Genomic DNA, 25,590 nt, shown 5'->3' with positions numbered 1-25,590 from the left:
CAGAAAAAGAGAGAGCAATCGTCAGATACGCTCATCATTCGCCAGGAGTGAGCCAGGGCCAGGTTATGTAAGCAATTCTTGCTATGTCCTTTGTGTTCGGCTATACTCGGTGGGAAGGAAATATGGGAGAGCTTTGAAAGAGAACATCCCATGAGAGAATGTCGCTCGTCCTTGGATTTGCTCCCATGCTTGTTGTGTGATGAAGGATGAGCTAAAAAGGCATTGAGAAGAAGGAGAGGATCATTGAAACAGTTCACCTGTGAGGCAGTGTTATTCGACCTGGATGGAGTGCTCGTTGATTCAACAGCCTGTATTGAGCGCCACTGGAAGGACTGGGCGCAGAAACATGGGCTCGATCTTCAAGAGATTCTTGCGATTGCGCATGGTCGGCGAAGCATTGACACCATACGTCTCATAGCCCCCTCCCTCTCGGCAAAGAGGGAGGCTCACCTCCTTGAGCAGATCGAAGTTCAGGATACCGAAGGAGTGATCACCTTGCCTGGGGCTGCGTCCTTGTTAGCCACTCTTGCGCTTTCACACTGGGCTGTGGTCACGTCTGGCTCGCAAGCTCTTGCAGCCGCACGCTTGCAGGCTGCGGGCTTACCTGTACCCACCGTGCTGATTGGAGCAGAGGATGTCGTCGAGGGCAAGCCGCATCCAGACGGGTATCTGCAGGCAGTTCAGCGTCTGGGCTTGAAGCCGCAACACTGTCTCGTGATTGAGGATGCGCCAGCAGGCATTGCCGCGGCCTGCGCAGCACAGATCCCCGTGATTGCTGTGGCTACGACACATGCTCCAGCTCAATTGCAGAACGCGGATGTCTGTGTTCCCTCACTGGAAGTGCTCTGCGTCTCACCCACACCCGTTTCAGGGGCGACTCGGACTGCTTCTCTGACCCTGACCGTCACTGCTGAGCCTTCTCATGGATAGGGGAGTTTGCCCGGACGTTTCTTTTCTCGCTTTACCCCATCCTTGACTGGCAATATGCAGGAGCCGGATGTTCCATTGGGTGGATGGAGATCGTCTCCTTCCGCTTTCTGAGGCGTACATCGACGTCTCGTGCAGCGAAAGCTGAGAAAGAAGGTGATGGCGCGTGTTGACTGACGATGATTTTCATCTCTGGTGTTTGCGCAATACTATCACGCCAGAAACGGCAGCCTACAGTGAGCGGATTCGGCAGTCGCAGCTCGTGCGAAAGATGCGCAGCCGCGCTTCCAACGTCAGTATGAGAGCAAAATATATTACATTTCTTGTGCAGTATCTCAAATTACGCTCTTATGCTATCATAGTACTCGCAAAAATCTGGAACTGTTCTTTATTGCTTTCGCGGACAGTTCCGGTGTCATGCAGCACTGCATCGCTGCCAGCTCCCTTGGCGCCCTTTTTTTTCGGTGATACGCGGTGATGCCAGAGTGGTGGTGAGTAAGTAGTTCTTCTCTGAATGAGGTAGGAATGATAGCGAATGAGATGCAAGACCATATGTCCCCGTTTGAGGCAATCCGGCAGATCAATGAGCAGGGGCAGGAAGTATGAAGCGCACGCGATCTCTATAAGATTTTAGGCTATAGCGAATGGCGGAATTTCTCGACGATTGTCATCCAACGGGCAAAGAAAGCATGCGAGGAGAACGGGCAGCCCGTGTCGGACCATTTTGTACAATCATACAAAATGGTTTTGTTAGGCAGCGGGAGCCAGCGCAGGATGGAAGATGTGCTGCTCTCGCGCTACGCAGCCTATCTCACGGTGATGAATGGTGACCCGAAAATGTTGGTCGTCGCCCTGGGGCAGTCCTACTTTGCAGTGCAGACCCGCCGACAGGAACTGACCGATGCGGATGCGCTGGGAAGGCTCACTGAAGATCAGCGGCGATTGCTGATGCGCGACCAGGTCACACTTCAGAACCGGCAACTCGCGGAAACAGCGAGCCAGGCGGGCGTAATCACCGCCAAAGACTTCGCCATCTTCCAGGACCACGGCTACCAGGGACTCTACGGGGCAACCAGTTCTTTCTCTGGATCAGCATTCTGAATTGTCGGATAACAGCCATAGCGAGAGAGATGGACATCATCAACTTCCCGCTGCGCACCAGAGCCAATTGAGACCATTTTGCGCATGTGCGCAAAATGGTCTGCAACCGCTTCATTGCTATTCTGACACGCTTCTTCAGCCTTGCGAATAGCCTTTTGAAAGTTACGATAATTCGTGGAATATCCTAAAATACGTCCTAGACTACGAGCTGACCAATATTCATTACCATACTCATCAATCTGCCGAATGGCCTCAAACGGAGACATACGCCCTTGCTCGTCACTCGTCATAATCCGCCACCCTTTCAGAGAAACATTTATCATGTATATACAGCATTATTTTACATGAAACGAGCCAGAAAGCCCAGTCTTTTAAGGCTGATTCTTACCCACAATTTACAAACGGAGGTGAAAAGCGAGGTGAACCCCCTCAAGCAGTGTTTGCAACTCAAGCCAGCCTTTCCAGATGGTCCGCCACCCAGGAGGACCATCATGGGAGCGTGCCAGATAGCCGCCCAGGCGTGCCACCTCCGTCCAGAAGGTGCCCAGGGTCATGCTCTCAAGAGATTGACCAGCACGTTGAGCCAACACGGCCAGCATCAGAGGCTCAATCACCTCAGTTGCAGGGCGCTCGGGCTCTTGACGAGCATGCTCACGCACTTGCATCAGGCGCTCGGCAAGAGGGGACAACAGACCCAACAAGCGTATCAAGCCATCAACACTTTGCAATTGCCGTTCCTCAATGCGGCACCCACTCTTGAGGCATTGATGATAGTCGACCAACCAGCGCTGCCGATATCATTCCACGCGTTCCCAGGCCTGTTCGAGCGTGGTGGTGGATACCGAGGTCACCAGGAGCCATTCCAGCGGTTCTTCACCTTCTGGCGCCTGTTCTTCCCAGACGCGGATCACTCAGACGGTCAAAGGCTCCTTGTGCTGGCGGGGATCAAGGCGTGGTGGCAACAACGTCATGTGCCCAAACGCCAGGTGAACCTGAGTCGAACGGGCCTTGTGCCCATGCCGAGCAGGGACCTCCAGCGGACGGATCGCTTGGCTCGGCCAAGACCGTGCGCGATCCAGAGAATAACGGATCTCTTCTTCGCTGTGCTCGACACGCCGATTTTGAGCCGCTCGCACCAGAAAGTGCGTCTGGGTGGCTTGGCAAGCGTGAAAGAACGGAAATATATCGGCACCGCGATCTCCGACGTGGACCCAGATGCTTGCTGGACGAGGAGTGCCAATATGGCGCACCTGGCGCATCCAGACATCGGTTTCGCGCGCTGCTCGCTTTCTGCGCTCGTGGCGTTGTTCTCCTTCGGGAGCAGGAATGCGCACAAAGGGTTCTTGAGCGATGCATCCAAGCACTTCCCGGTGCTCAGGACACACCGCCAACACCGTCTGCACGAAAAAGCCTCGCCCACGTTCGTTCCCGATTTGTCCCACACCACTGATTTTGTGACGGTGCGACAGATCAATATCCGTCGTATCTTGCACCAACAGAACCACCGGAGAGGCATTCGCTCGTTCTCTGGTCTGGTGGAAATGCGGGTGCATCAATGCCGGAAAGGTCACATCTGGCTCATCAAGCAAACGATACAAGGCTTTCGTCTCCTTCCAGGCGTGCATTTGAGCTGGCAGCGAGTCCAAAGGCTTCTCTGCCAGCTTGCTGGCCGCTTTTACCATGCGTCTCGTTCGACGCAGATCATGCAGTTGGACATTCCCAAAGGTTTGCTCGGCCCAGCTTTTGAGATCCAACAGTTCTTGTGCGTTCATCCTCGATTCTATTCACTTTGTCAATTGTGGGTAAGAATCAGCCATCAAGGGCAAGAGCTTCCTACAGAGGAAATTGCGGCACTTCCAATTCGCTCTGGCAGTAAGAAGAACGGTTCCTATATGGAACCACTGGGCGCCCAGAGCTTCACCGATTTCGATTGGTTCGCTGTCCTGGATACGTGGTAAATTGACGGCATACAATGGGTGGGGCCATCTCTCAAAGGCTGGAGCCCACGTTCCGAGCAATAACGTCCTCCGATCGCGAGATGCGCGGACGCTGAGTGAGAAAGAGACCATTCCAATTTGAAGGCAAACAAAAAAGCGGAGAGCCTCCGTTTTGGAGTGGTCGCTACCTCGTCATACCTTTTGCCTTGCTCGCGAAAACTGAAATTGCAGACGTATTGCACCTGGCGGAATTCAACAGGTGGTTCTTTCCGTAGCTCCAGTTGGTGTTGCATCATCCCCCATTATCCCAGCGACGAGAGAAGCAATAATTTGCTCGCGTACATGTGTGTCCTTCGACTCGAAGGGCCTACTTCTACGCCTCTGCCCTGACCAGGAGACAGCGCGTGGCCGCTCCCCCTGCGCCTCTCGCTCTACTGGACCTCCGAGGAACAGCTGACGGAGGCCCTGGTGGAGATCCCCTATCGCGCGGACGATCTCAACCAGTTGGAGCAGAATCTGCACGAAACCATCACCCGCATTCAGTAGCAGCAATTCGCCGTCCTGGAGCCGCCTCCCAGACTGTCTGCAAAAGCTGCGACATCCGCTCGCTCTGTCGCCGGGAACAGATTATCGGCTAGCCAGACCTATTATAGATACTGGCTGGTCAGGGAATTTTTGGCGTTGAGCAGGTCGCGCGGGGTGCCTTCGAAGATGACAGTGCCGCCCTTGTGGCCGCCTTCGGGTCCCATGTCGATGATCCAGTCGGCGTTGCGAATGATGTCGAGGTGGTGCTCGATGACGACGACGGTGTTGCCGCCATCGACCAGGCGGTTCATGATGGTGAGCAGGCGACCGATGTCCGAGAGGTGCAGGCCGGTGGTGGGCTCGTCCATGACGTAGATGCTGCCCCGCTTGTGGAGTTCGCTGGCGAGTTTGATGCGCTGGCACTCACCGCCGGAGAGGGTGCTCAGGGGCTGGCCGAGGGTCAGGTAGTCCAGGCCGACATCGCTCAGCGCCTGGAGTTTGGGCCGCACTTCTTTGATGGTGAAAAACTCCAGCGCCTGGCGCACGGTCATGCCCAGCACGTCGGCGATGGATTTCCCATTCAGGGTGTAAGCTAGCACTTCGTCCTTGAAACGCTTGCCGCCACAGACCTCGCAGGGGAGTTTGACGCCCTCAAGGAAGCCGAGGTCGGTGTAGGTGACGCCAAGTCCCTGGCAGTTGGGGCAGGCGCCTTTGGAGTTGAAGCTGAACAGACCGGCGTCGGCGTTGTTGGCGGCGGCGAAGGCTTTGCGCACGTCGTCCATGATGCCGGTGTAGGTGGCGGGATTCGAGCGGCTGGAGGTGCTCAGGGAGCCCTGGTCGATCACGACTGCCTCGCGATGCTGGCTGAGGAAGGCTTCGTTGATGAGCGAACTCTTGCCCGAACCGGCCACGCCGGTGACGACGGTCAGGATGCCGGTGGGGATGTTCACGCTGACGTTTTTCAGGTTGTTGACGGTGGCGCGCACAATCGGCAGGCTGCCGCTCGCCTGGCGAAAGCTCTCTTTGAGCGGCCTGGTCCGCAGAAGGTGGTTGCCGGTGAGAGTGTCGGCTTGAAGCAGACCGGCGTAACTGCCTTGATACACGACTTGGCCGCCCTCGCTGCCGGCGTATGGCCCCATGTCGACAACATAGTCGGCGACTTTGATGACATCGGGATCGTGTTCTACCACAATGACCGTGTTGCCTTTATCACGCAGCTTCACCAGAAGTTCGTTTAGACGGTGCACGTCCCGCGAGTGCAGGCCGACGCTGGGTTCGTCGAAGATATACATGACATCGACGAGGCTGCCGTTGAGGTGTTTGACCATCTTGACGCGCTGGGACTCGCCGCCGGAGAGCGTGTCGGTGGCGCGCTCCAGGCTCAGGTACTCCAGGCCGATATCCACCAGGTGCTGGAGCCGCTCGACCAGCGTGTTGACCAGCGGGGCCACCGCAGGATCATCGATCTCCCTGACGATCTCGATCAGGTCATCGATTTCCAGCGCCGCCAGTTGCGCGATATTGTAGCCGTTGATCTTGCAGTTCAGCGCCGCCTGGTTGAGCCGGGCACCCTTACAGAGCGGGCAGGGGCCGAGCTTCAAGAAGGGCTCGACCTGGCGCCGGGTGCGCTCCGAGAGGGTTTGAATATCCCGGCTGATAAACTTCCGGTTAAATTTGACAACCAGACCCTCATAGGTAGCATTCATCTCCTGGTTGCCGATGGCCAGTTTGTATTTGCGCGGCCCACTGTTGAGCAGCAGCTCCCATTCCTCGGGCGTGTAATCGGCCAGTTTCTTGTCGTTGTCAAACAGACCGGAGCGCTGATAGAGATCGCGCTCCCAACCGGCCAGGCCGGGGGCGATGACAGCTCCCTCGTTCAGAGACTTCGTGCGGTCAACCAGCGCCTCGGGGTCCACACCAATCTTGCGGCCAAGACCATTGCACTCCAGGCACATGCCCTGGGGATCGTTGAACGAAAAGACATTCGCGTAGCCCACGTGCGGCTGGCCGAGCCGCGAGAAGAGCATACGCAGCAGCGGCGCGATGTCGGTGACCGTGCCCACCGTCGACTGCGAGCCGCCGCCCAGGCGCTTCTGGTCAACCAGCACCGCCATGTTCAGGTTCTCAATTGCCTCGGCGTCCGGCTGGGGATAGCGCGGTAAGAAGTTGCGCACAAACATACTAAAATTCTCAAACAGGAGCCGCTGCGCTTCATTGGCAATAGTATCAAAGACCAGAGAGGACTTCCCCGAACCCGACACGCCCGTAAAAATGATTATCTTGCGCTTGAGCAAGCGCAGCGAGACATCCTGCAAATTGTTCTCGCGCGCGCCCCGAATCTCAATATATTCCTGAGCCATACTCATGGATACTCCCTCTCCTATCGCCAGCAACATGCCAGCCAGATCAACCATTCTCGTGTTAACAGCTTACCAATTGTTGTTCTTTTTTGTCCAAAGACCCAGTATAGCAGAGATGGAAAGGCAAAACTTCTCCGATGTTGCTCATACTCGAGGGCCATAAACTGTAAACCCCAACATTCAGTTGGGGTTTTACACATACTCTTTCCGCCAGCAGAGTGTTTCAAAGGGGAATGGAGGCCAATACGCACGAGGCAAAATCTTGGTCTACGAGAAACAACAGGGCGTGCGCATCTCATTTGTTCATGGCAAGAAAACCGTCTTCTGTCATTCTGGACTACTTATGAAATTGACCCATATTTTGTCCGACTTCTCTTTGACTCATATTTTGTCCGAAAATGTGACTGGAAGCAATTTCTGGCGGTCCGCGCGGGGCTATTTAATTTTCCGTCAGAGACGGAAGCAAGAGACGAACGGCTCGAAGCGGTTGAGCATCAAGGAGTCGTAGGAACAGCTTGGCATTGGTGACCTGCCAGAAATCGAAGAGCCCCAACACAAACGAATTGAGCACGGCGAGTACATGAGGAGCGCTTCCTTTGCGAACTTGACACGCATCCTCTCCCAAGGTGACATCACGCCGATAATGCAGGCGGTTTTCAATGGTACAATCACAAATGACAAATTTTGCTTGAGTCGGCTGAGATATCTTCCCAAAAGGTCAGCACGAAAAGGCTTCCCACATGAGAGACAATACGCTTCAGAGACCATCAAGATCATAGATTGCCCGAAGGTAGAAGTCTATGAACAAACGACAATGGAGCATCCATCATTCCACGATTGAGGCTCCTGGTGCTGAGCGTCGATGGGATCAAGCCTATCAGCTGCTTCTCCAATGGAGCAGGCCATCTTCGCCTTCCACCTTCCAGGAGTCAGGACACCGGGAGGATGACAATGAACATCGCAGTCTACGTCCGCGTTTCAACGCAACGACAAACACAGACACAAACGATCGAACAACAACTCGACAGTTTGCACAACTATCATGAAGCACAAGGCTGGCCGTGGCAAGAGGAACACATCTTTCGTGATGATGGCTACAGCGGGGCCAAACTGCGTCGTCCGGGGCTAGATCGGTTACGAGAGCAAATCGGACGGGCCATCTTTGATCGCGTAGTGATCACGGCCCCTGATCGACTGGCTCGTAACTACGTGCATCAGATGCTGCTCATTGAAGAATTTGAACAAGGTGGATGTCAGGTGGAGTTTGTGGATCGTCCCATGAGCCATGATCCCCACGATCAACTTCTGCTCCAAATTCGCGGAGCCGTTTCCGAGTACGAACGCAGTTTGATTGCCGAGCGTATGAGGCGGGGACGACGTCAGAAGTACCTGGCAGGTGGGTTGCTTCCTTGGACCCGCGCACCCTATGGATATCGGGTTGATCCTGCCCATCCCCGTGATCCGGCAGGGGTCCGTCTTGACCTGGCAGAAGCCGCGGTCGTGGCAGAACTGTTCTCAAGCTACCTGCAAGAAGGCAAGAGCTTAAAGGCGGAAATCCAACGCTTAACAAACCTGGGTGTGGCCAGTCCTGCCGGGAAAACCCGATGGAATCAGGCCACCCTCCGAGGCATTCTTACCAACCCTGTCTACACGGGAACTGTCTACATTGGACGCAGTCGTCCTACTGAGGCTCGTGGACGACACTCAGCCCTGGTCCCTATTGGCCGAGGTCGAGGAGGACATGTCCAGACGAACCAGGAGGAATGGACTGCCATCACTCAAGTTCCAGCAGTGATCAACCAGGAGCAATTTGATTTGGTGCAACAAAAACTGGTACACAATCAGCAATTTGCCCGTCGCAACAATACCGCCTATCCCTACCTGCTACGTGCCATGGTCAGTTGTGGGACATGTCGGCTTGGCTGTATTGGTCGCAGTAGCCGCGGAGGCTATGCGTACTATGTCTGTGTGGGCAAAAGCCATGGAACTATCTCGCACCGAGATGAAAAATGTCCAGCACGTTCGATTCCTGTTGAGCAACTCGATGAACTGGTCTGGCAAGATGTCTGTGAGATACTCACGCATCCCAACGCCATTACCACTGCGCTCGCTCGTGCTCAAGGTGGGCTGTGGCTTCCTCAAGAACTGCAAGCTCGTCGGGAGAATCTGCGCAAGGCGAGAGTTAGTTTGGAACAGCAGATGGAACGGCTAACGGATGCCTATCTGGCGAATGTGCTTCAACTCGAAGAGTACAAGAGACGCAAGATTGAATTGGAACAGCGCCTGTCTGTTATTGCCGAACAAAAGCGGCAATTGGAAGCTACTGTGGGATGCCATGATCAGCTTGCTGGAATGGTGCAATCGATTGAAATATTCTGCCAGCGCGTTCAGCAAGGGCTCAGTGCCGCCACCTTTGAACAGAAGCGGCAGCTCATCGAATTGCTTGTTGATCGTGTCATCGTCACGAACGAAGAGGTTGAGATCCGCTATGTGATCCCAACCTCTTCCAAGGGCGAAACGACTCGTTTTTGTCATTTGCGATTAGACTATTTCGATCGCCCAGTGTCCACGAGCCAGTTCCAACAACTGCGAGGCATCGGCCTGCTTGGGCGTCAAACTGGTGATACCATAGACGATGTGCTGGGTACAGATGAGGCTATGTTCCACTCGTCGACGCAGATGAAAGACTTGTCCCACGCCACACCAATCGCGCGCCAGAAAGTCATTAAGCTCGCTTGAGGTGGTCAAGTGCCGCTGTTCGAGGCGACCATGTCCTTTCGTGATGCTTGAGGCGCTACGCCAATCCCGGCAATCGTGGGGCGGCTCCTCAAAAAAACAGCGCGAGATCCTGGTGCAAGCTCGGCTGATTCTGTTTCACAAAGAGCAGATAATCGCCTCCGGCAGCCACGACCTGCTGGCACACGTGGCGCTGGGTAAAGAGCGCGTCGGCGCTCAAGAGGCGGCCCTTCATCAAGACAGGCGTGAGGAACGTCTCGATCCGGCTGAGCTCATGCTCTTTCTCGGCCACCATCTGCTCTTTGAGCACAATGCCCGTGTGGGCTTCGTAGAGGTTCATGTGGTGCATTCTCCTCTGGTCCGGCGCCAGAGCGAGGCCGAGGCTACCCTGGAGAATGAGGCAGCCTCCTGATGAAGCCAGGGTGAGAATGGTAACTTTATGGTGACAAATCCAACCAGGAGAGACTGCCCGAATCAGAGGAAGGCGGCTTTCTGCTGCCTTCCTCTGGTGTGATGTTCACGGTCTCTGCGACATCTTCTTCTGCCAGTGTAAGTCAGCCCGAATCTGTACGGCGGTTTTACGGTAAAAATGCTTGACATCTTCCCGGATGTGTTCGTTATAAGAGTCCCACGCGTCCAGGTGACCAAGCAGCAAGTGGTGATCTCTGCCCTTGGCTTCACATAGCGTAATCAGGTTATCTGGGTCAAGTTCCAGATGAGGATGAAGATGGAAAGGTTTGATATGATGGACTTGCAGATCTTTGCCTCTATAGCCACAGGCCATACATGCAGGCTCGCGGAGTCGGTGCTCTTTCGCTATTCTGGCCCACTCTGAACTTCGTTCACGCCCATGCTTTCTGGCTATGTGTAGTCCATGGTCCCGCCTCCTGCGCCTTGTGGGTCGCAAGAGAGCGTAGCCCAAGATGAGTACCGCAACCACCGCCAGGAGTAACACCGGTAACGGAAGATGAAGCAGCCAAGAGATATTCATGTCTCCTCCTTAAATATATGTCAAAATAATAACTTTGTCGGAAGCAATCATTATAAAAACCAGATTTCATGGTGATTGCTTCTGAACACAGTGGGCAATGATTATAATTTACATCTCTAAAAGTGTTATTGTCCCAATGCCTGATACGAGAGAAGCTCTATCATCTTACCACCACCACCGCAACCTATACATCAGGATGGCATTTTATTTGAATATGGGTCATTGTTTCGGGATGCTCGCTCCCCGTTCCTTGTGCTGTTCCTGACTATGCTGGCATTATACTACTCTTCCTTCTCATTGTCCCAAATGATCGCGCAAACCGCCTGAAGTGTTCGCCAGTTTTCCATATCAGACTTTCGCCTCCCCTCATTTTTCTTTTTTCCTAGAGGGATCTTGACAATTTCTATAGCTTCTTTTAAATAGCCCTGGATACTCAAGGGCCGTAGTTGACAACCAGCGACAGATTGTTCTCTGTCTATTTATAGGAATTTATTGCACTATTGATTTATATCTTTATTTATGCTATACACTTTCATAAGAAATAGTGATAGATTATTAGTCGTTCTTTTTATATAAAGCATAGTAAAGAGCACCTATCATTGATCCCTACCTCAAACATTTCCCATGAAACAATGCGCACTCCACGGAATCGGGCCAGGGTCAATAGCAAGCTTGTTTCAGAAAGAGTGTCCTTGAGATTGTATGGAGGCGTAAAGATAAATGTATCGCTAACAAATTGTTGGCAAAGCCGAGCATAAAGGGAGGAGTATCTGCTATGACTAGCATCGATTCTGCTATTATGTGGCCTAATGGGAAAATCTACTTCTTTAGTGGGAATCAGTACTACGGCTACGACATTCAAAACGAGAGTGTTGATCTTACTATCTACCCACGCCCGATCGCAGGTAATTGGCCAGGGCTAGCGGGTGTTGATATACAGGGAGCCATCGTCTGGCCTGAGCTTGTAGGAGGGCGGCAAAAGGCCTACTTCTTCAGCCAAGACCAGTTTTATAGTTACGATCTTGCAAACAACCAGGTTGATCCGGGATCGCCCCTGCCTACATCCCTGAACTGGCCAGGAGTATTAGCAGGCCCCCAACTGGATCATCGTGTTGATGTTGCCGTACAGTGGCCAACCGGAAAAGTATACTTGTTCCAATATGATAGATATTATGGCATAACAAATCTCGTCCAAAAAAAAGTTGATTTTAACTACCCGCAATTTATCCAGGGAAACTGGCCAGGGCTGATGGCAACAGGCCAGGAATTTAGGGCTGCTATTGTCTGGCCCAAGCTAGTGGGAGGACGGCAAAAGGCCTATTTCTTTCTCAATGGCTTGTACATGAGTTATGACATTGCAAACGATGCAACTGACCCTAACTACCCGCAACCTATTCAGGGAAACTGGCAGGGGTTATAGCATGTTTCTATTGAGAATCGCTGCGGACAGACGGGGATCATTTACATGTAAGGAGTCCGACTGTGGATCACAGGGAACTAGCAAACGCGCTCATCGAACTGACGGGCTCACTTGAACCTGGACAGGAAGCAACCAGCGATGATTTACAGCTTGCACGCATCGAATTGGCACGTGTGCTCCTGTCCGGACAATCGCTCGAAACTGTGCGTACGGCGGCTAGCCAATCCCTGGCGATGGTGGAAGCGCTCCATCGCTCGACACTGCAGCACCTTTCTGACGAATTGCTCACTTGTATTGATAATCTCTCTGCGATCGCCTTGCATGAGAGCGTCGATGGACCTCCTACCGACTCCTGTATGCTGGCCACTCTCCGCACGACACCGCTGCAAACAGATTTTGACCCCTCACTCCCCTCGTGGGCGCGAGGGATGAAAATCACTCGCTCACTTGGCCCGTTCTCTGGGCCAGCAGGGATTCAGGTCTGGGTCGACTTCTTCCACAGCGAGAAATTGCTCCCACTTGTATATGACCAAAATAACAAGATACGCTGCAAATTTCTCTGCTCGTGGCATAAGTGCGAACGATACACCGATTGGTTTGCTCGGGGCGACGATCAATTGGCACACAACTGTTCAACCTCATCTCATGCTTACGGTGGCGTCTGAAACAAGCGCGCAGAGTAAGAGCATATCTGAGATTCTATTAGAGACAGCGACAAGCAATGCTGTGAATGAGGCTATGGAACCTGCCGCTCTCGCGCTGCTTGATGTTTCAAGTAATGCCGATCAGCTAGGCGTGGTGTTACTGGCACAGGAGAGTATAGACAGCACAGGTGTGACTATCGATAACCTCGTGCTGGCTGCGAGACAAAGGTCCCTTGCCATTTTTACCATGCCTGTTGTTTCATGGGAACCGATGGCTTCAGTCCCCTTGACGCACTCTGCCGGAAATTTGCCCGTTCCCTTGCCACCTGGTGATGGGGGCGCTACTCTACTCCAGGTACCGACAGTACACCTATCCCCAATTAAGCCGCTACCGTTGCTCAAGCAATATATCAGCAATGTTAATACTGAAGGAGCCTCTATTCTGGCCGATTTCAGTCTGCCGTTTGGCCTGCGGGCACATGTTCAGGTTGTGAATCTGAAAAAGCAGCGGGGGAAGTTTCAGCTTAATCAGCCTATCTTTAGTAACGCGTGCGTTGGTGGTTTACAGCTTACTATGACTCCTCCCTGGCCCTGGCGTGAAAATGCTTCTTTCCCAGGCTATACCCTGGTAATTCCCCCCTATCTCCATCGCCTTCAGCCGATCAGCGTCGACAATCTGCCGTCGCCGCTAGCCACCGGCTGGCTGATTTGACCGGTGGAGGGCCAGACGAACACGATGTTCCGCTAAACCAGGCTCCCGCTAATACGACACAGTGTCTATTTCAGCGCTTCGTTCCTCCTAAGTCTGTCCGCATTAAGACGACGCCTCCGGTGTCGGACGGCTCCAATCCATATCCTGCGTTCCAGCCAATTGATACCATTTCCGTTTGGCGGCCGCTCCTGGGGTATCCTGAGTTCACCTTTGCCGGAATTACCGACCCTGCTGTCGTACAGAAGTTGATTACCCGCGTTTCAAGCGCCCAGGCCAATAAGGAGATTCTTGGCGTCAATGATCCGGGAGTCGAGAAATTGCGCATCGCCATTGAGATACGCGCACCAGTTTATGATACCGGCACCCAAGGTGAGATGCCAGGCAATCTCGATGGCTCATTCCGTGTTGCCTACCAGCTTGAGCGCGCTTTTCCACCCTTACCTGCTGATCCGCTCGATCCCAGCAAGGCGCTTGAGCTTGCGCTGGATTTCCGTGACATCAAAAATATTCAAGAACTCGAAACGCTCGTTATTGGAGATGGGGACCCGTTGCCTATCCCACGTGCGCGAGACGTGCGTATCCGTTTAACACCCATTGGGCATAATCTCGCTAACTACTGGGGTAATGATGCGGTACGCGCTGATTTGACCACCGATCTGATCACGCGCAAGGAAGCGGTGATGGAGCAGGATCTGTATGTCCCCAACATAGACGCACAGCAGTTGAACGCGATCTTCCTCCAACCAGGCAGTGACATTGCCCAGTTGCTGGCCCAGCAACTCGACCTCGCGGTGAGCGGACTCACCTTCTCAGCCAGACCAGGACAACGAATAGTATTTGGAGCTTCCAAATCGCTACGGCATACGCTTTCCAGCGACCATTCGGCGATTACCTTCGCCGCTCAGAGCGAATTATTACACCACTGGGTGATTGCCATCCTGTTAGACCTCAATCGCGATTGGACGTGGGATTGCCTGACCGACGCGGGCTTCGAGGTGAAGCGCGACGGGGAGATGGTGGGAACATTGGAGGTACGGCAGACGGTCAGTGCATTGGCAGTAGCATATGGTCCGATAGTCGATCCCAAGAAGCGAGATGTGACGCATCTGGTCTTTTTCGACGCGGTTAATCCAAATCCGCCCGTTGGTGAGCCACCGGTGTTACTTTCGCCAACCTGGATGGTAATGCCGAGCTTCAAGAGTCAGTCCTCTACCATTGGTAATACCAAGATGTTGAGCGCCACTCTGCCTGTCGCTGTTCAGCCACAACAGACGCCGAAGATCGTGTCCGCTGGCATTGCACTCACTCCCTATCAACACACTCCGGATTATGCAGCGACGGAGCCGCGTCAGCGCATGCTCTGGCTAGAGTTCGAGGAGCCGGTGCAGGATCCCAATGACCGTTATTTTGCTCGCGTGACCCCCTGTTAGTCGGCAGGCTGGTCGCAAGCCTGGAACAGAACGATGCTCCCTTGCCAAAACCGGTCGAGCCAGTATTGCCCATCGATCCGGAGCCGATACGGGTGATTACCCCAGGTCAATCAGCGGACACGTCGGGCCTGGATGCTATGGTGGAGCTTATTCCCTCGCCGTCCTCCAGGGGAAAAGGAGATTGAGAGGATTCTGAGCGAACTGGCGCTCCCACTTGACTCGCCGTTGAGCGTTCTGGCCGTAGAGTTACTGCCTGGAGGCTCAACGGCACCCAGGGACCCACTTGGCACGAATCTCGGTCAGCAACGTATCCTGCGTACCTCGCCATTGACACCGGTGCCGGCAGTTTGCCTGATCAGAGAATGACTGGAGTCCCTCTTCATCACGGGAAGCTGTATTTCCCACGAAGTGCGCAACGAGCGTTTTGAAGAGTTAATTCCTGATCTGGAGAGAGAAACCGCGTGGAACTGGATGCCTTCCTGCTGAGAGAGAGCAGAAAGGCGAGCGTTGACGGCAGGGCATGTGAAGCTGACTCTCTTCGGGGTTCCCGTCGCCTTTGCAATGTGGTTGGGTTTGCCCACAACGTAACACCGTTTGGTGGCCTCATCTGTTTTCTTGCTGTTCGGGACAACGGCTGTTGCGCGGATCTCCTGCTGCCCACAGGAACCTGTTGATCCCTGGCTTCTTTCCTCTATTGCTCTTGGTGTGCTCTTTTCCTCAGGAAGCCCGCTGCTTTTTGGTGGATGATCTCTTGCTGAGCAGCTTCTGTCTCCTCTCTTCTCTGCTAGCTCTTCCACAATCTCGTTGCGCATCCCGTGGGCTAAGCCAGCCAGTCTCGTTTTCATCATATTGCTGAGCACGAAAGTTGCGGAAGATCCGCTTTGGTGGAGTTGAAGAACGAGGAAGAAGGGCAACGAGCGGGACACTTGTTCTCTCATCTATTTTCTGCAAAGGATCTACTTTCTTCGAACATCAAAAGGCACATAGAGTGATAATCGCTCAACGAAGGATTGACATTTATCTCTTTATGCGTATACTCTTATTAAGAGCATCTAGTGCCACAGAGTAGGTAGCAACTCTGACTACGTATTCATGATGTATGCTCGATACATGTGCAAAGAGGAATTGTGCATCTCCTTGGGCAGGAAGCCGCCTCGCACTTCACAATATCGGCCTTCTTTTCCTCTTGCCTGTTTTGAGGTCTGGTGTGTCCTTGTGTAGGCAAGCTGTGCAATGGAGCGCCTGGGCTTGCGCAATAGATGCACGAGCTCTCCTAGTCTCTTTCAGGAAAAAAGGGATAATGCAGATGAAACAGTATTTTCGTCTTCTCTGTTTAACAACCGTCGCATCCCTCGCCATTCTGGCCTTCTCCGCGCCTGCGTTTGCCAAGCAAACCTCGAATGGGTTTCGATCCCATCACATCTGCACGACCGCTGCTGCTGGCTTTGCCCAGTGTAGTGCCATTCAGGTTGATAGTACCAACCAAGGCCTGACCCCCAAAGCCAGCAATCCTTCGGGACTCAATCCAGCTGACTTACAGGCTGCGTACAACCTGCCGTCCGCAACAGCGGGCAGCGGGCAAACGATTGCCATTGTCGATGCCTACGATGATCCCAACGCTGAATCAGATCTGGCTGTCTACCGCTCTCAATTTGGCCTGCCTGCCTGCACGACGGCCAACGGCTGCTTCCGCAAGGTGGACCAGAATGGTGGCACCAAGTATCCACGCGGCAACAGCGGGTGGGCGGAGGAAATCTCACTCGACCTGGACATGGTGAGCGCGATCTGCCCCAACTGCCACATCTTGCTGGTGGAGGCGTCTTCCAATTCGTTCACCAACCTGGGGACAGCGGTCAATACCGCCGTCAGCCTGGGCGCCAATGCCGTCAGTAACAGTTACGGCGGCAGCGAGTCCAGCGGTGAATCGTCGTATGCCTCGTACTACAATCATCCCGGCCATATCATCACTGCCAGTTCTGGTGACAATGGCTACGGCGTCGAGGTCCCTGCCGCCTACAATACCGTAGTGGCAGTTGGTGGTACCTCCCTGAAACGGAGTAGCACGACACGTGGGTGGACGGAAACCGCCTGGAGTGGTGCCGGAAGCGGGTGCAGCGCCTATATCACCAAACCAAGCTGGCAGAGTGATAGTGGGTGTGCCAGACGAACGGTTGCCGATGTATCGGCGATTGCCGATCCAAATACAGGCGTCTCGGTCTACGATACCTATGCTCAGGGGTCTGGCTGGATGGTCTTTGGTGGGACGAGCGTTGCCTCTCCCATCATCGCCAGTGTGTATGGTCTAGCTGGTAACGCGAGTAGCGTCAACGCAGCCTCCTCCCTCTACAGCCACACCGGTAGCTTGTATGATGTGACCAGTGGCAGTAACGGCAGTTGCGGCGGTTCCTACCTCTGTACCGCCACAACGGGCTATGATGGCCCGACTGGTCTGGGAACACCAAACGGGACAGGTGCTTTCTAACGAAAGGCATCCTGCTCGAAAAAGAGACCTTGCACGCGAGGCAGCAAGGCCTCTTTTCAACTTGAGGCCACAACTATGCAGTTTAGAACGCGCGAACCTCATGAGGAGGAAGCTATGACAAACAAGAAGGGTGCTCTCCGTCTACTCGGCATCTTTACAGCACTGTTGCTTCTCTTTGTTCACGTCCCCCTGAGCAAAGCTGCATCTCATCTGGCAACCACTACATCACCCCCCATCTCGGTCTATGGCGCCTGGCATTGTAGCAACGATGCCTGTCTCTGGGGTACAGTACGCAGTGTGACCGAATTTGACAGTAAGAACCATTGGCTCATTGATCGAGGTGATGGTACCCCCTCTGTGAATCTGGTCGTTTTGAGTTTTGTCCAACCACTCAAACTCCTCAACAAGACAACGGATGCCCAGACCATTCAGGGGATTCCCATTGGGATGACATCAGATATCGTGAACTATTTCAAGAGCCACAATATCCGCGTCATGCTCTCCATCGGCGGAATTACCTACGTCAGTGCCTGGAATCAGGCACTTGCCACCAATCCCACCCAACTGGGGCTCAATGCAGCAGCAGTCGCACAGCAATTGGGGGTGGGCATTGAGATCGACTACGAAGAGTCAAGCTCTCCGAACCTGACAGGACTGCAAGCGTTCATTGATGCCTACCGCTCTGTGGAACCCTACGATGCAACAGGCAATAACCCCGCCGCGCGCCTGACCATTGACCTGGCTGCTGGAGATCGATGGCTCATAGGATTAACGACCAAGGCAACCACGTCCTGGCTGACGACCTCTACTCCCGTCCTCGATTATGCCAACGCCATGGTGCCGAGCAGACAACCAAACAGTGCGAGCAGTGCCGAGAGCAATTGGCAAGAACATATCGATGGCAAGCCACAGTATAGTCCCCCGATCCCCCCTCTCGCCCCGGCCAAGTTCACGGGAAGCCTCTACATTACCAGTGCCAGCGGGTCCGTTCAGCCGGAATGCTACCACTTCAGTGGGTCGCTCATCGACACCACCGGGAGCTATGTGCAGTCCGTGGCGCCCAATGGGGTGGGGACCACGAATGGAATGTTGGGCTATATGTTCTGGGCTGCCGAGTGCCCTTCATCGCGTGGCAGCTGTACAACCCCTCCGAATACATGCGAAGGGGGAGTAGGCGTGGGTGGTCAGACCTATGCCATTCCGATTCCCATGCCTTCGCTTCGGCAGGGGTGAGTGAACCCGTCTGGGAAAACGTGGCTATGGAGGAGAACAACTCTACGTTGTTCTCCGTCATCCTCTTCCCAGAGATCTATTCTTGGAGAACTATGGAAGAAAAATCGTAAGCGTCACATCGCAATTTCTCAACGGTACATCGTCGTCCGCTTTGATCAGGTGATCAAGGGAAAGGATAGGTTTATGCTTACGCGTACACCTTTCGCGCTGAAGTTGCTCGGGAGTTACCGCCCGAGACACTTTGCCACGGCAACGCTCTCTGTGATTGTGATACTGCTGATATGGCAATTGATATTGCCAGCCTACGCTGCAAATGCTCGAACACTCTCACGTCTTACCCCTTTTGCTTCCGGATGCATTTCGCCCAGTGACTGTGTCTCGAAGATGACCCTGCCTGAAAAAGAGGGGCAGATGACCCAGGTAGAGAAAAACGCTTTCACCATGGCTGGCAACTCGATAACGGATATTACGACCTATTTTATCGGGTCGGTGTTGAGTGGCGGCGGCGGTGGCCCGAATGGCGCGGGTGGCACCGCCACACAGTGGGCGGATATGGTGGACAATTTCCAGAACTACGCGCTGCAGACCCGTTTGGGCATTCCGCTCATCTACGGCGCCGACGCGGTCCACGGGCACAACAACGTGTATGGCGCAACGCTCTTTCCACATAATATCGGGTTGGGAGCAATGCATGATCCTACCCTGATCACCCAGGTAGAGCAGGTGACCCGTGACGAGGTCTTGGGGACAGGCGTACGGTGGACGTTTGCTCCATGTGTGTGTACACCGCAGGACATTCGCTGGGGACGCACCTACGAGGGCTATAGCGAGGTTCCATCTGATAATGCGACTGACGGTTCGGCTGCCATCGTGGGGTTCCAGGGGTCGAATGGTGCATTGGGACCAACCAACATCCTGGCGACGGCCAAACACTTTATCGGCGATGGCCACACCACCTGGGGCACTGGATCGCCTTACCTCAACGAGGGTGATGATCAAATTTCCGAGCAGCAGCTGGATGCCATTGATCTTCCGCCCTATCAGTCAGCAGTTTCGAACAAAGTCGGTTCGGTGATGATCTCGTACAGTAGCTGGAATGGACTCAAAGATCATGCTAATCAGTATCTGATCACGACCAAACTGAAAGGCACGGGAACAGACAGCTACGGCACACCCAATTTAGGGTTCCAGGGCTTTGTCGTCTCGGACTGGCAGGCCATCGACCAGATCTCTTCGGACTACAACTATGACGTCCGTACCGCGATAAACGCTGGTATCGATATGGTGATGGTCCCGGACAAATACAAAACCTTCATCAGCACCCTCGATACCGAGATCAAGGCGGGGAACATTCCGATGTCCCGCATCGATGATGCGGTCACGCGCATCTTGACCGCGAAGTTCGCGGCAGGCCTGTTTACGCAACCTTACACGGATCGCAGCTATACCCCCAATGTGGGATCGGCAGCGCATCGCGCAGTCGCGCGGCAGGCAGAGCGGGAGTCGCTGGTATTGTTGAAGAACAACGGTGTGCTGCCCCTATCGAAGACCGGGAGCTATACCCTGGTTGTGGGAGGCGATCACGCGGATAATCTGGGCTATCAGTTGGGCGGTTGGTCAATCTCCTGGCAGGGAGGGAGTGGAACCACCACCGTTGGAACAACGCTCTGGCAGGCTATTCAGCAAGCGGGACTGTCATCCTCAGTGAAACTCAACTTCGTCGGTACCCGTACGAAGGGAAATTATAGAGGGGATGTCGGGATCGTCGCTGTTGGGGAAACGCCGTATGCCGAAGGCAATGGTGATACCAGTACTCTGGCACTCAGCAGCACTGACACGTCTGAAGTCTCGGACGTTTGCAGCCGGGTAACGAAGTGTATCGTTTTCTTATTCTCCGGGCGTCCGATGATCATTAACACCCAGTTGAATCAATCCTCCGCATTCGTTGCCGGGTGGATCGGTTCAACGGAAGGAGAAGGGATCACCGATGTGCTGTTTGGCGATTATGGTTTTCAGGGCAAACTGACCTACACCTGGCCAAACGCGGTGACGCAGGAACCCTGCAATCAGAATAATGGCTGCACAGGTGCCTTATTCCCGTATGGGTATGGCATCACTCCCTTCTAATCGAAGTTCCCATGAAACCCGCTCCCCTGAGACCTCAGGGGAGCGGGTTTCATGGCTTTTCTGGGTATTGTCAACTTAACGGGTGAAAGGGAGAGCTTTTCTAAAAAGGACAACGAGAGGAAGGGAAGAGGCAGAAAATCACAAGGCTGAGACGGTGCTATGCGGCAGTTTGTACGCTGGTTACTTCGTTCTATTCCTGGAATTGTCTCTGAATGAGGGCTCGATACTCTGAGGCGTTGAGACGATGCCTCTGTGGCTGAAAATGCCCATAAATGGGACCGAAGGCAGAGAGAAAGCGTTGGGCCTGTTTGGCGGATTTGAAACGCCGCATCTTCTTTTCACGCAGTCGCGTGGGTTGATGCGAATTTTCCGCACGATTGTTCAACCCTTTGTGCTGCCAATGCTCCACCCCTGGCAAGATCTCACGTTTTGCTGCTCCGAAACTTTTCAGTGTATCGGTGATAATCACCCGTGGCGCGTATTGAAGCCCTTTGAGGAGCTTGCGAAAAAAACGTTTTGCCGCCTGCTTGTTGCGGCGGCTCTGCACCAGGATGTCCAGCACGTTGCCATCCTGATCTACAGCCCTCCAGAGATAATGCGTTTTCCCGTTGATCTTCAGATAGACTTCATCCAGGTGCCATGTGTCGCCACAACGAGGGCGGCGGCGACGTAACTCATTGGCAGAGGTCTGCCCAAACTTCAAGCACCACTGACGTACGGTTTCATAGGTCACGACAATCCTGCGCTGTGCCAGAAGCTCTTCCACATCACGAAAACTGAGCGAGAAACGGAAATACAGCCACACCGCGTGGCTGATAATCTCTGGTGGGAATCGGAATCCTTTGTAGGGTGAGGTTGAGATGTTCGTTTTCATGAGGGCATTCTATCATATTACTCAGCTGTTTGTAGAGGGCCACGCCAAGTTGACAATACCCAGCCACCACCATCCAGCCTGGCTCTCCTCGTCTGGACCTTTGGGGGATTTGCCCTCATCTACTATCATCTCCATAGAACAAATGAGTGGAATAGCATCGTTTGTAAGACACAATACGATGTGTTGAATGGGCAAATGAAATGGCAGTAGCAGCGAACGATGAGGTCACATCTATGAAAAAAGGCAAGTATACTGAGCAGCCACGCCTGACGCCGCTTGTCCTCCTGCACGGTGCCGGGATGGATAGTGCAGGTTTCGATGTGCCTGTTGAGAATATTTCGCTCGTCGATGCACTTGCTCGTAACGGATCACGGACGTTTGCCTTCGATTTCCGTGGTCATGGTCGCTCCAGCCGAGTCGCCGATGGTTTCTCCGTCACAGTAGAGACCAGTGTGGCCGATACCATTGCCGTGCTCGACTATGTTCAGGAAGTGACAAGTGCCAGTCAGATCGTTTTGGTGGGAGTAAGTTATGGGACCGTTGTAGCCTCGGTAATCGCTGTGCGTTATCCTGAGAGGATCACAGGTATTGTCTTGCTCGGTCTGATCTATAAGACTACTGGCGTCTCGCTTGATGATGCGCTTGCTGAGGCGACCAAAGATCCTGCTGGCTATGCCTTCACCACTGAAGAGGAATGGCCTGAGTTGTTCATTAGAGACAAAGGAAAAAAGGAGTTGCTCTATGTCCATTGTCGATGAGTTTTTACAGGCAAACAACGCGTATGCAGCACACTTTCAGAAAGGTGATCTTCCCTTACCTCCTGCGCGCAAAGTAGCAGTCCTTGCCTGTATGGATGCTCGCCTTGATCCGGCTCGCATCCTGGGCCTGGAGGAAGGCGATGCCCATATCATTCGTAACGCAGGTGGACGAGCGGCTGACGCCTTGCGTTCTCTGGTGATCTCTGAACAACTTCTTGGCACCAATACGATTGTCATCCTCCATCATACCGATTGCGGCATGTTGACATTTACCGATGACACTATCCATGAAAAAGTGAAGAAGGAGTTATCTGCTGACGCCGACCACATTGCCTTCCTGCCATTTAAGGACCTGGAACAATCTGTGCGTGATGATATTGCTTTCCTGCGCTCGTCGCCGCTCATTCCCCAGAGCATAGAGATTCGCGGCTTTATCTACGATGTGAGAACGGGGAAACTCCAGGCAGTGGAATAGTTACGTAGTCCGATAGGCCAATATTGGCACTCTCGCAAGCAGTACCAAATTGGCCTATCGGACTACCTAGCTTGGTAGCGTTGCAAAAAAATTTGAGCTGAGAAAATGGAACGGGTAATGACGGCACAAGAATCATTGCCGCAGAGAAAAGGTGCATGTTCTGCATCTTTTTCCTGGCGAGAGATGTTCGAGTGCACTTCAATTTGCTGAGCTTTAAATTTTTTGCAACACTACCTGCTATGGTATCCTCTTTCCTGATGAGCTTGTTGTGGGCTTTTTCAACAGGATGCTTGGGTTCTTGCAGCGAAGGCATCAGGACACGATGGCAAGATGCGAGAAGTTTTTTCCTTTTCAACATGCTATACTGATCGAGTAAAGCGTTTGGGTGAGAACTGTCACATGACAGGCAATCAAGTTGCGAGGCCGAATATACTGGCAAGGAAGGAGATAAACCTATGACAGACAAAAAGCTCTTCGCGACTATTGACGAATACATCAGCATCTTTCCGGCGGATATCCAGGTCATCCTTGAAAAGGTGAGGCAGGCAATACACAAAGCGGCTCCCGAAGCCGTGGAGACAATGAGCTACGCGATACCTACCTTCGACCTCAATGGCAAACACGTCGTGTTCTTCGCTGGTTGGAAACACCATATTTCCTTGTATCCGCTCCCAGCAGGCGATGAAGCTTTCCAGCAAGCCATAGCGCACTATAAAAGAGCAAAGGGCTCCATACAGTTCCCTTTAGATAAACCGATCCCTTACGATTTGGTGGAGCACATCGTGACCCTCCTCATAGAGGAAACCCCAGAAAAATGATCCTGACCGTTTTCCAGAGCGCGAGATTCAGATAAACGAGCAACCCAGGAGATGTTATGAAGCACGTCCAGTCAGCCGATGGCACAACCATCGCATACGATCAAATTGGACATGGACCCGCAGTAATTCTGGTAGATGGAGCATTAGGCTCTCGAGCGTTTGGATTTCTGGTGCCGCTAGCAACCGGGCTTTCACCACACTTCACGGTCATCATCTATGACCGTAGGGGACGAGGCGAGAGCACGGATACGCAGCCGTTTGCCCTTGAGCGCGAAATTGAGGATATTGAGGCCCTCATCAACGAAGTCGGAGATGAGGCATTCTTGTACGGGATCTCCTCCGGCGCCGCTCTGGCTCTGGAGGCCACCGTCAAGCTCGGCCACAAGGTGAAGAAACTGGCTCTATACGAGGCTCCTTATGACTCTGATGCTGCCAGAAAGCTCGCATTCAGAACCTATAGAAAACAGCTGGTGGAAGTCCTTGCAGAAGGACGGCGAGGCGACGCGTTGGGCCTCTTTATGATGTTCGTGGGAATGCCGCCCGAACATCTTGAGGGAGCGCGCCAGCAGCCGATGTGGCCGATGTGGGAAGCCGTAGCTCACACGCTGCCCTATGATGCCGCCGCTCTTGGCGAGGATGGCTCAGTCCCCACTGAGAAAGCCACCCGGGTTCCTGTGCTGACGCTCGTCATGGACGGTTCTGCATCATTCCCTTTCATGAATACCACAGCAATAGCGTTGGCGAAGGCTATCCCTAACGGCGAGCATCGTACCTTGGAAGGTCAGACCCACGAAGTCGAGGCAAAAGTCCTTGCTCCCGCGCTGGTGGAATTCTTCAACACGTAACACTGCTATTGATCTTGGCAGATGGGCTTTCTCTCATAATCTGGCTCATGGCCGCGTTTGGTGCACACAGCTCTCTTGCTTACGGCAGAGAGATACAAAATGATATACTCTTCCATAAGACTCCTTTACAATTCAGTTTGAACTGAAAGAGCGAGGGGATGCGTCACCAGTCAGATCTCGCGGTGATCAGTCGTGATCATGGAGGAGAATATGCCTCTGCAGCACGAGAAGGCGCTTCCCAGGCCATCCAGTGCGCGGACAGATTTCACATCGTGAAAAATTTGACTGAGGCTATCCAGGTGCTTCTAGCTCGTTGTCAGGCAGAAATCCTGGCTGAAAAGAAACAGCGAGCGTCAGGCTCAGATGAGCAGAAGACCCCTGTGATCTCCATCGAAGAATGGCGTCCTCCAGAGCCTGCATATGTGGAGAAAGTCCGATTGGCCCGACGAGCTGGTCGCTATGCCCACTATCAGCAAGTCGTGGAGTCGCGACAGCAGGGAATGAAGCCTCAAGCCATTGCACAGCAACTTGGCCAAAGTGTGCGCACGATGCAACGATGGCTTGCGGCTGGGACCTTTCCCGAAACCAAGAAACGCCGCAAGAGGCAAAGTTCTTTTGATGTCTTTGCTCCCTACGTCCTCAAACGCTGGCAGGAAGGGGAACGCAATGGACTGGCTCTTTGGCGAGAGATCAAAGCCCAGGGCTACACGGGAACGGCGAATGGCGTCTATCGTCACCTGGAAACCCTCAAGCAAGCCGAAGTAAGGGCTTCGATCAATCCAGAGCGCATCCAGAAATATTCGGTGAATACGGCGATCTGGCTGTTTATGCGTGATCCCCAAAAGCTGGATGAGATCGAGCGAGAGGATCTGGTTGCCTTCTGCCAGGCCAGCGCTCCCCTCTAGAAGGCGTGTGATCTCCTCCAAGATTTTTTATCCATGGTCCACAAACGAGAAGGGCAACGGTTAGATGCCTGGCTGGCCAGAGTAGCGGAGAGCGGACTTCCAGAACTCCAATCCTTTGCGGCTGGAGTAGAAAAGGACAAAGACGCCGTGAAAGCTGGTTTGACTTGGCCGATCAACAATGGCATGGTCGAAGGCCATGTGACGAAGCTCAAGCTCATTAAGCGCCAAATGTATGGAAAAGCCGGATTCGCTTTGCTTCGCCAACGTGTCCTTCATGCATTGTAACGGGC

23 protein-coding genes and 2 pseudogenes are annotated in these 25,590 nt (G+C 53.5%); 17 read left to right on the top strand and 8 right to left on the bottom strand.

Annotation, left to right across the window (positions count from 1 at the left end):
- Positions 1-243: 243 nt before the first annotated feature.
- The 3 genes and pseudogenes from JMI88_RS24700 (at position 244) to JMI88_RS41225 (ending at position 2,028) form a co-directional block, all read left to right on the top strand.
- Positions 244-930, top strand: a complete 687-nt coding sequence (locus tag JMI88_RS24700; protein WP_201364636.1) for an HAD-IA family hydrolase — start codon at positions 244-246, stop codon at positions 928-930.
- Positions 931-1,548: 618 nt separating this feature from the next.
- A pseudogene (locus JMI88_RS41230) lies at positions 1,549-1,752 on the top strand (DNA damage-inducible protein D); the annotation flags it as partial.
- The gene (locus tag JMI88_RS41225) at positions 1,747-2,028 is read left to right on the top strand and encodes a hypothetical protein (RefSeq protein WP_505712013.1); all 282 of its coding nucleotides are present in this window, start codon (positions 1,747-1,749) and stop codon (positions 2,026-2,028) included. The pseudogene JMI88_RS41230 and the gene JMI88_RS41225, both read left to right, overlap by 6 nt.
- On the opposite strand, the gene JMI88_RS24690 is transcribed toward JMI88_RS41225, so the two are convergent.
- The 5 genes from JMI88_RS24690 to JMI88_RS24675 form a co-directional block, all read right to left on the bottom strand.
- Entirely contained in the window at positions 1,989-2,318 is a 330-nt protein-coding gene (locus tag JMI88_RS24690) for a BRO family protein (protein ID WP_201364634.1), read from the bottom strand. The two genes, JMI88_RS41225 and JMI88_RS24690, sit on opposite strands and share 40 nt — an antisense overlap.
- A gap of 105 nt (positions 2,319-2,423) precedes the next feature.
- Positions 2,424-2,756 carry an IS4 family transposase gene (locus JMI88_RS39585; protein ID WP_236023047.1) on the bottom strand — a complete coding sequence of 111 codons (333 nt, stop codon included), beginning with the start codon at positions 2,754-2,756 and terminating at the stop codon, positions 2,424-2,426.
- Positions 2,757-2,939: 183 nt separating this feature from the next.
- Positions 2,940-3,800, bottom strand: a complete 861-nt coding sequence (locus tag JMI88_RS39580) for an IS4/Tn5 family transposase DNA-binding protein (RefSeq protein WP_236023046.1) — start codon at positions 3,798-3,800, stop codon at positions 2,940-2,942.
- 417 nt (positions 3,801-4,217) lie between these two features.
- On the bottom strand, positions 4,218-4,517 hold the full coding sequence (locus JMI88_RS24680; protein ID WP_201364633.1) for a hypothetical protein: 300 nt from the start codon (positions 4,515-4,517) through the stop codon (positions 4,218-4,220).
- A gap of 95 nt (positions 4,518-4,612) precedes the next feature.
- The gene (locus JMI88_RS24675; protein WP_201364632.1) at positions 4,613-6,850 is read right to left on the bottom strand and encodes an ATP-binding cassette domain-containing protein; all 2,238 of its coding nucleotides are present in this window, start codon (positions 6,848-6,850) and stop codon (positions 4,613-4,615) included.
- Positions 6,851-7,795: 945 nt separating this feature from the next.
- Between JMI88_RS24675 and JMI88_RS24670 the strand changes: the two genes are divergently transcribed.
- Entirely contained in the window at positions 7,796-9,589 is a 1,794-nt protein-coding gene (locus tag JMI88_RS24670; RefSeq protein WP_236023045.1) for a recombinase family protein, read from the top strand.
- 88 nt (positions 9,590-9,677) lie between these two features.
- Here JMI88_RS24670 and JMI88_RS40820 read toward each other — a convergent pair whose 3' ends face one another.
- Both JMI88_RS40820 and JMI88_RS24660 read right to left on the bottom strand, forming a co-directional pair.
- Positions 9,678-9,926 (bottom strand): transposase, encoded by a 249-nt coding sequence (locus tag JMI88_RS40820; RefSeq protein WP_201364631.1) that lies wholly within the window; start codon positions 9,924-9,926, stop codon positions 9,678-9,680.
- A 177-nt stretch (positions 9,927-10,103) separates the two neighbouring features.
- A complete protein-coding gene (locus JMI88_RS24660; protein WP_201364630.1) occupies positions 10,104-10,577 on the bottom strand; it encodes an HNH endonuclease in 474 nt (157 codons plus the stop codon).
- 775 nt (positions 10,578-11,352) lie between these two features.
- On the opposite strand from JMI88_RS24660, the gene JMI88_RS24655 reads away from it, so the two are divergent.
- From JMI88_RS24655 to JMI88_RS24620, 8 genes are all read left to right on the top strand, one after another.
- Positions 11,353-11,997, top strand: coding sequence for a hemopexin repeat-containing protein (locus tag JMI88_RS24655; RefSeq protein ID WP_201364629.1), 645 nt, complete (start codon positions 11,353-11,355; stop codon positions 11,995-11,997).
- Between the two features lie 62 nt (positions 11,998-12,059).
- Complete coding sequence (locus tag JMI88_RS24650) at positions 12,060-12,662, top strand: hypothetical protein (RefSeq protein WP_201364628.1); 603 nt, start codon at positions 12,060-12,062, stop codon at positions 12,660-12,662.
- Between the two features lie 73 nt (positions 12,663-12,735).
- The gene (locus tag JMI88_RS24645) at positions 12,736-13,353 is read left to right on the top strand and encodes a hypothetical protein (protein ID WP_201364627.1); all 618 of its coding nucleotides are present in this window, start codon (positions 12,736-12,738) and stop codon (positions 13,351-13,353) included.
- On the top strand, positions 13,350-14,783 hold the full coding sequence (locus tag JMI88_RS24640; protein ID WP_201364626.1) for a hypothetical protein: 1,434 nt from the start codon (positions 13,350-13,352) through the stop codon (positions 14,781-14,783). Before JMI88_RS24645 ends, JMI88_RS24640 begins: the two co-directional genes overlap by 4 nt.
- A 132-nt stretch (positions 14,784-14,915) precedes the next feature.
- A complete protein-coding gene (locus tag JMI88_RS24635; RefSeq protein WP_201364625.1) occupies positions 14,916-15,149 on the top strand; it encodes a hypothetical protein in 234 nt (77 codons plus the stop codon).
- 934 nt (positions 15,150-16,083) lie between these two features.
- Positions 16,084-17,265: a S53 family peptidase gene (locus tag JMI88_RS24630; protein ID WP_373323969.1), complete on the top strand. Its 1,182-nt coding sequence runs from the start codon at positions 16,084-16,086 to the stop codon at positions 17,263-17,265.
- 114 nt (positions 17,266-17,379) lie between these two features.
- Positions 17,380-18,498, top strand: coding sequence for a glycoside hydrolase family 18 protein (locus JMI88_RS24625; protein WP_201364623.1), 1,119 nt, complete (start codon positions 17,380-17,382; stop codon positions 18,496-18,498).
- A gap of 183 nt (positions 18,499-18,681) precedes the next feature.
- The gene (locus JMI88_RS24620; protein ID WP_201364622.1) at positions 18,682-20,625 is read left to right on the top strand and encodes a glycoside hydrolase family 3 protein; all 1,944 of its coding nucleotides are present in this window, start codon (positions 18,682-18,684) and stop codon (positions 20,623-20,625) included.
- A 190-nt stretch (positions 20,626-20,815) separates the two neighbouring features.
- Here the strand turns inward: JMI88_RS24620 and JMI88_RS24615 are convergent, their stop codons facing one another.
- Positions 20,816-21,499 carry an IS6 family transposase gene (locus tag JMI88_RS24615; RefSeq protein WP_201364621.1) on the bottom strand — a complete coding sequence of 228 codons (684 nt, stop codon included), beginning with the start codon at positions 21,497-21,499 and terminating at the stop codon, positions 20,816-20,818.
- 233 nt (positions 21,500-21,732) lie between these two features.
- Between JMI88_RS24615 and JMI88_RS24610 the strand changes: the two genes are divergently transcribed.
- From JMI88_RS24610 to JMI88_RS24590, 5 genes and pseudogenes are all read left to right on the top strand, one after another.
- The gene (locus JMI88_RS24610) at positions 21,733-22,257 is read left to right on the top strand and encodes an alpha/beta fold hydrolase (RefSeq protein ID WP_201364620.1); all 525 of its coding nucleotides are present in this window, start codon (positions 21,733-21,735) and stop codon (positions 22,255-22,257) included.
- Complete coding sequence (locus JMI88_RS24605; protein WP_201364619.1) at positions 22,241-22,732, top strand: beta-class carbonic anhydrase; 492 nt, start codon at positions 22,241-22,243, stop codon at positions 22,730-22,732. The genes JMI88_RS24610 and JMI88_RS24605 overlap by 17 nt, the downstream gene beginning before the upstream one ends.
- 455 nt (positions 22,733-23,187) lie before the next feature.
- Complete coding sequence (locus JMI88_RS24600) at positions 23,188-23,550, top strand: iron chaperone (RefSeq protein ID WP_201364618.1); 363 nt, start codon at positions 23,188-23,190, stop codon at positions 23,548-23,550.
- A gap of 56 nt (positions 23,551-23,606) precedes the next feature.
- Complete coding sequence (locus tag JMI88_RS24595; protein WP_201364617.1) at positions 23,607-24,395, top strand: alpha/beta fold hydrolase; 789 nt, start codon at positions 23,607-23,609, stop codon at positions 24,393-24,395.
- A 158-nt stretch (positions 24,396-24,553) separates the two neighbouring features.
- Positions 24,554-25,585, top strand: a pseudogene (locus JMI88_RS24590) (transposase); the annotation flags it as partial.
- Positions 25,586-25,590 lie beyond the last annotated feature (5 nt).

Source organism: Dictyobacter formicarum, assembly GCF_016587435.1.
Note: the sequence above shows the minus strand (reverse complement) of the source record. Positions and strands in the feature narration are given on the sequence as shown.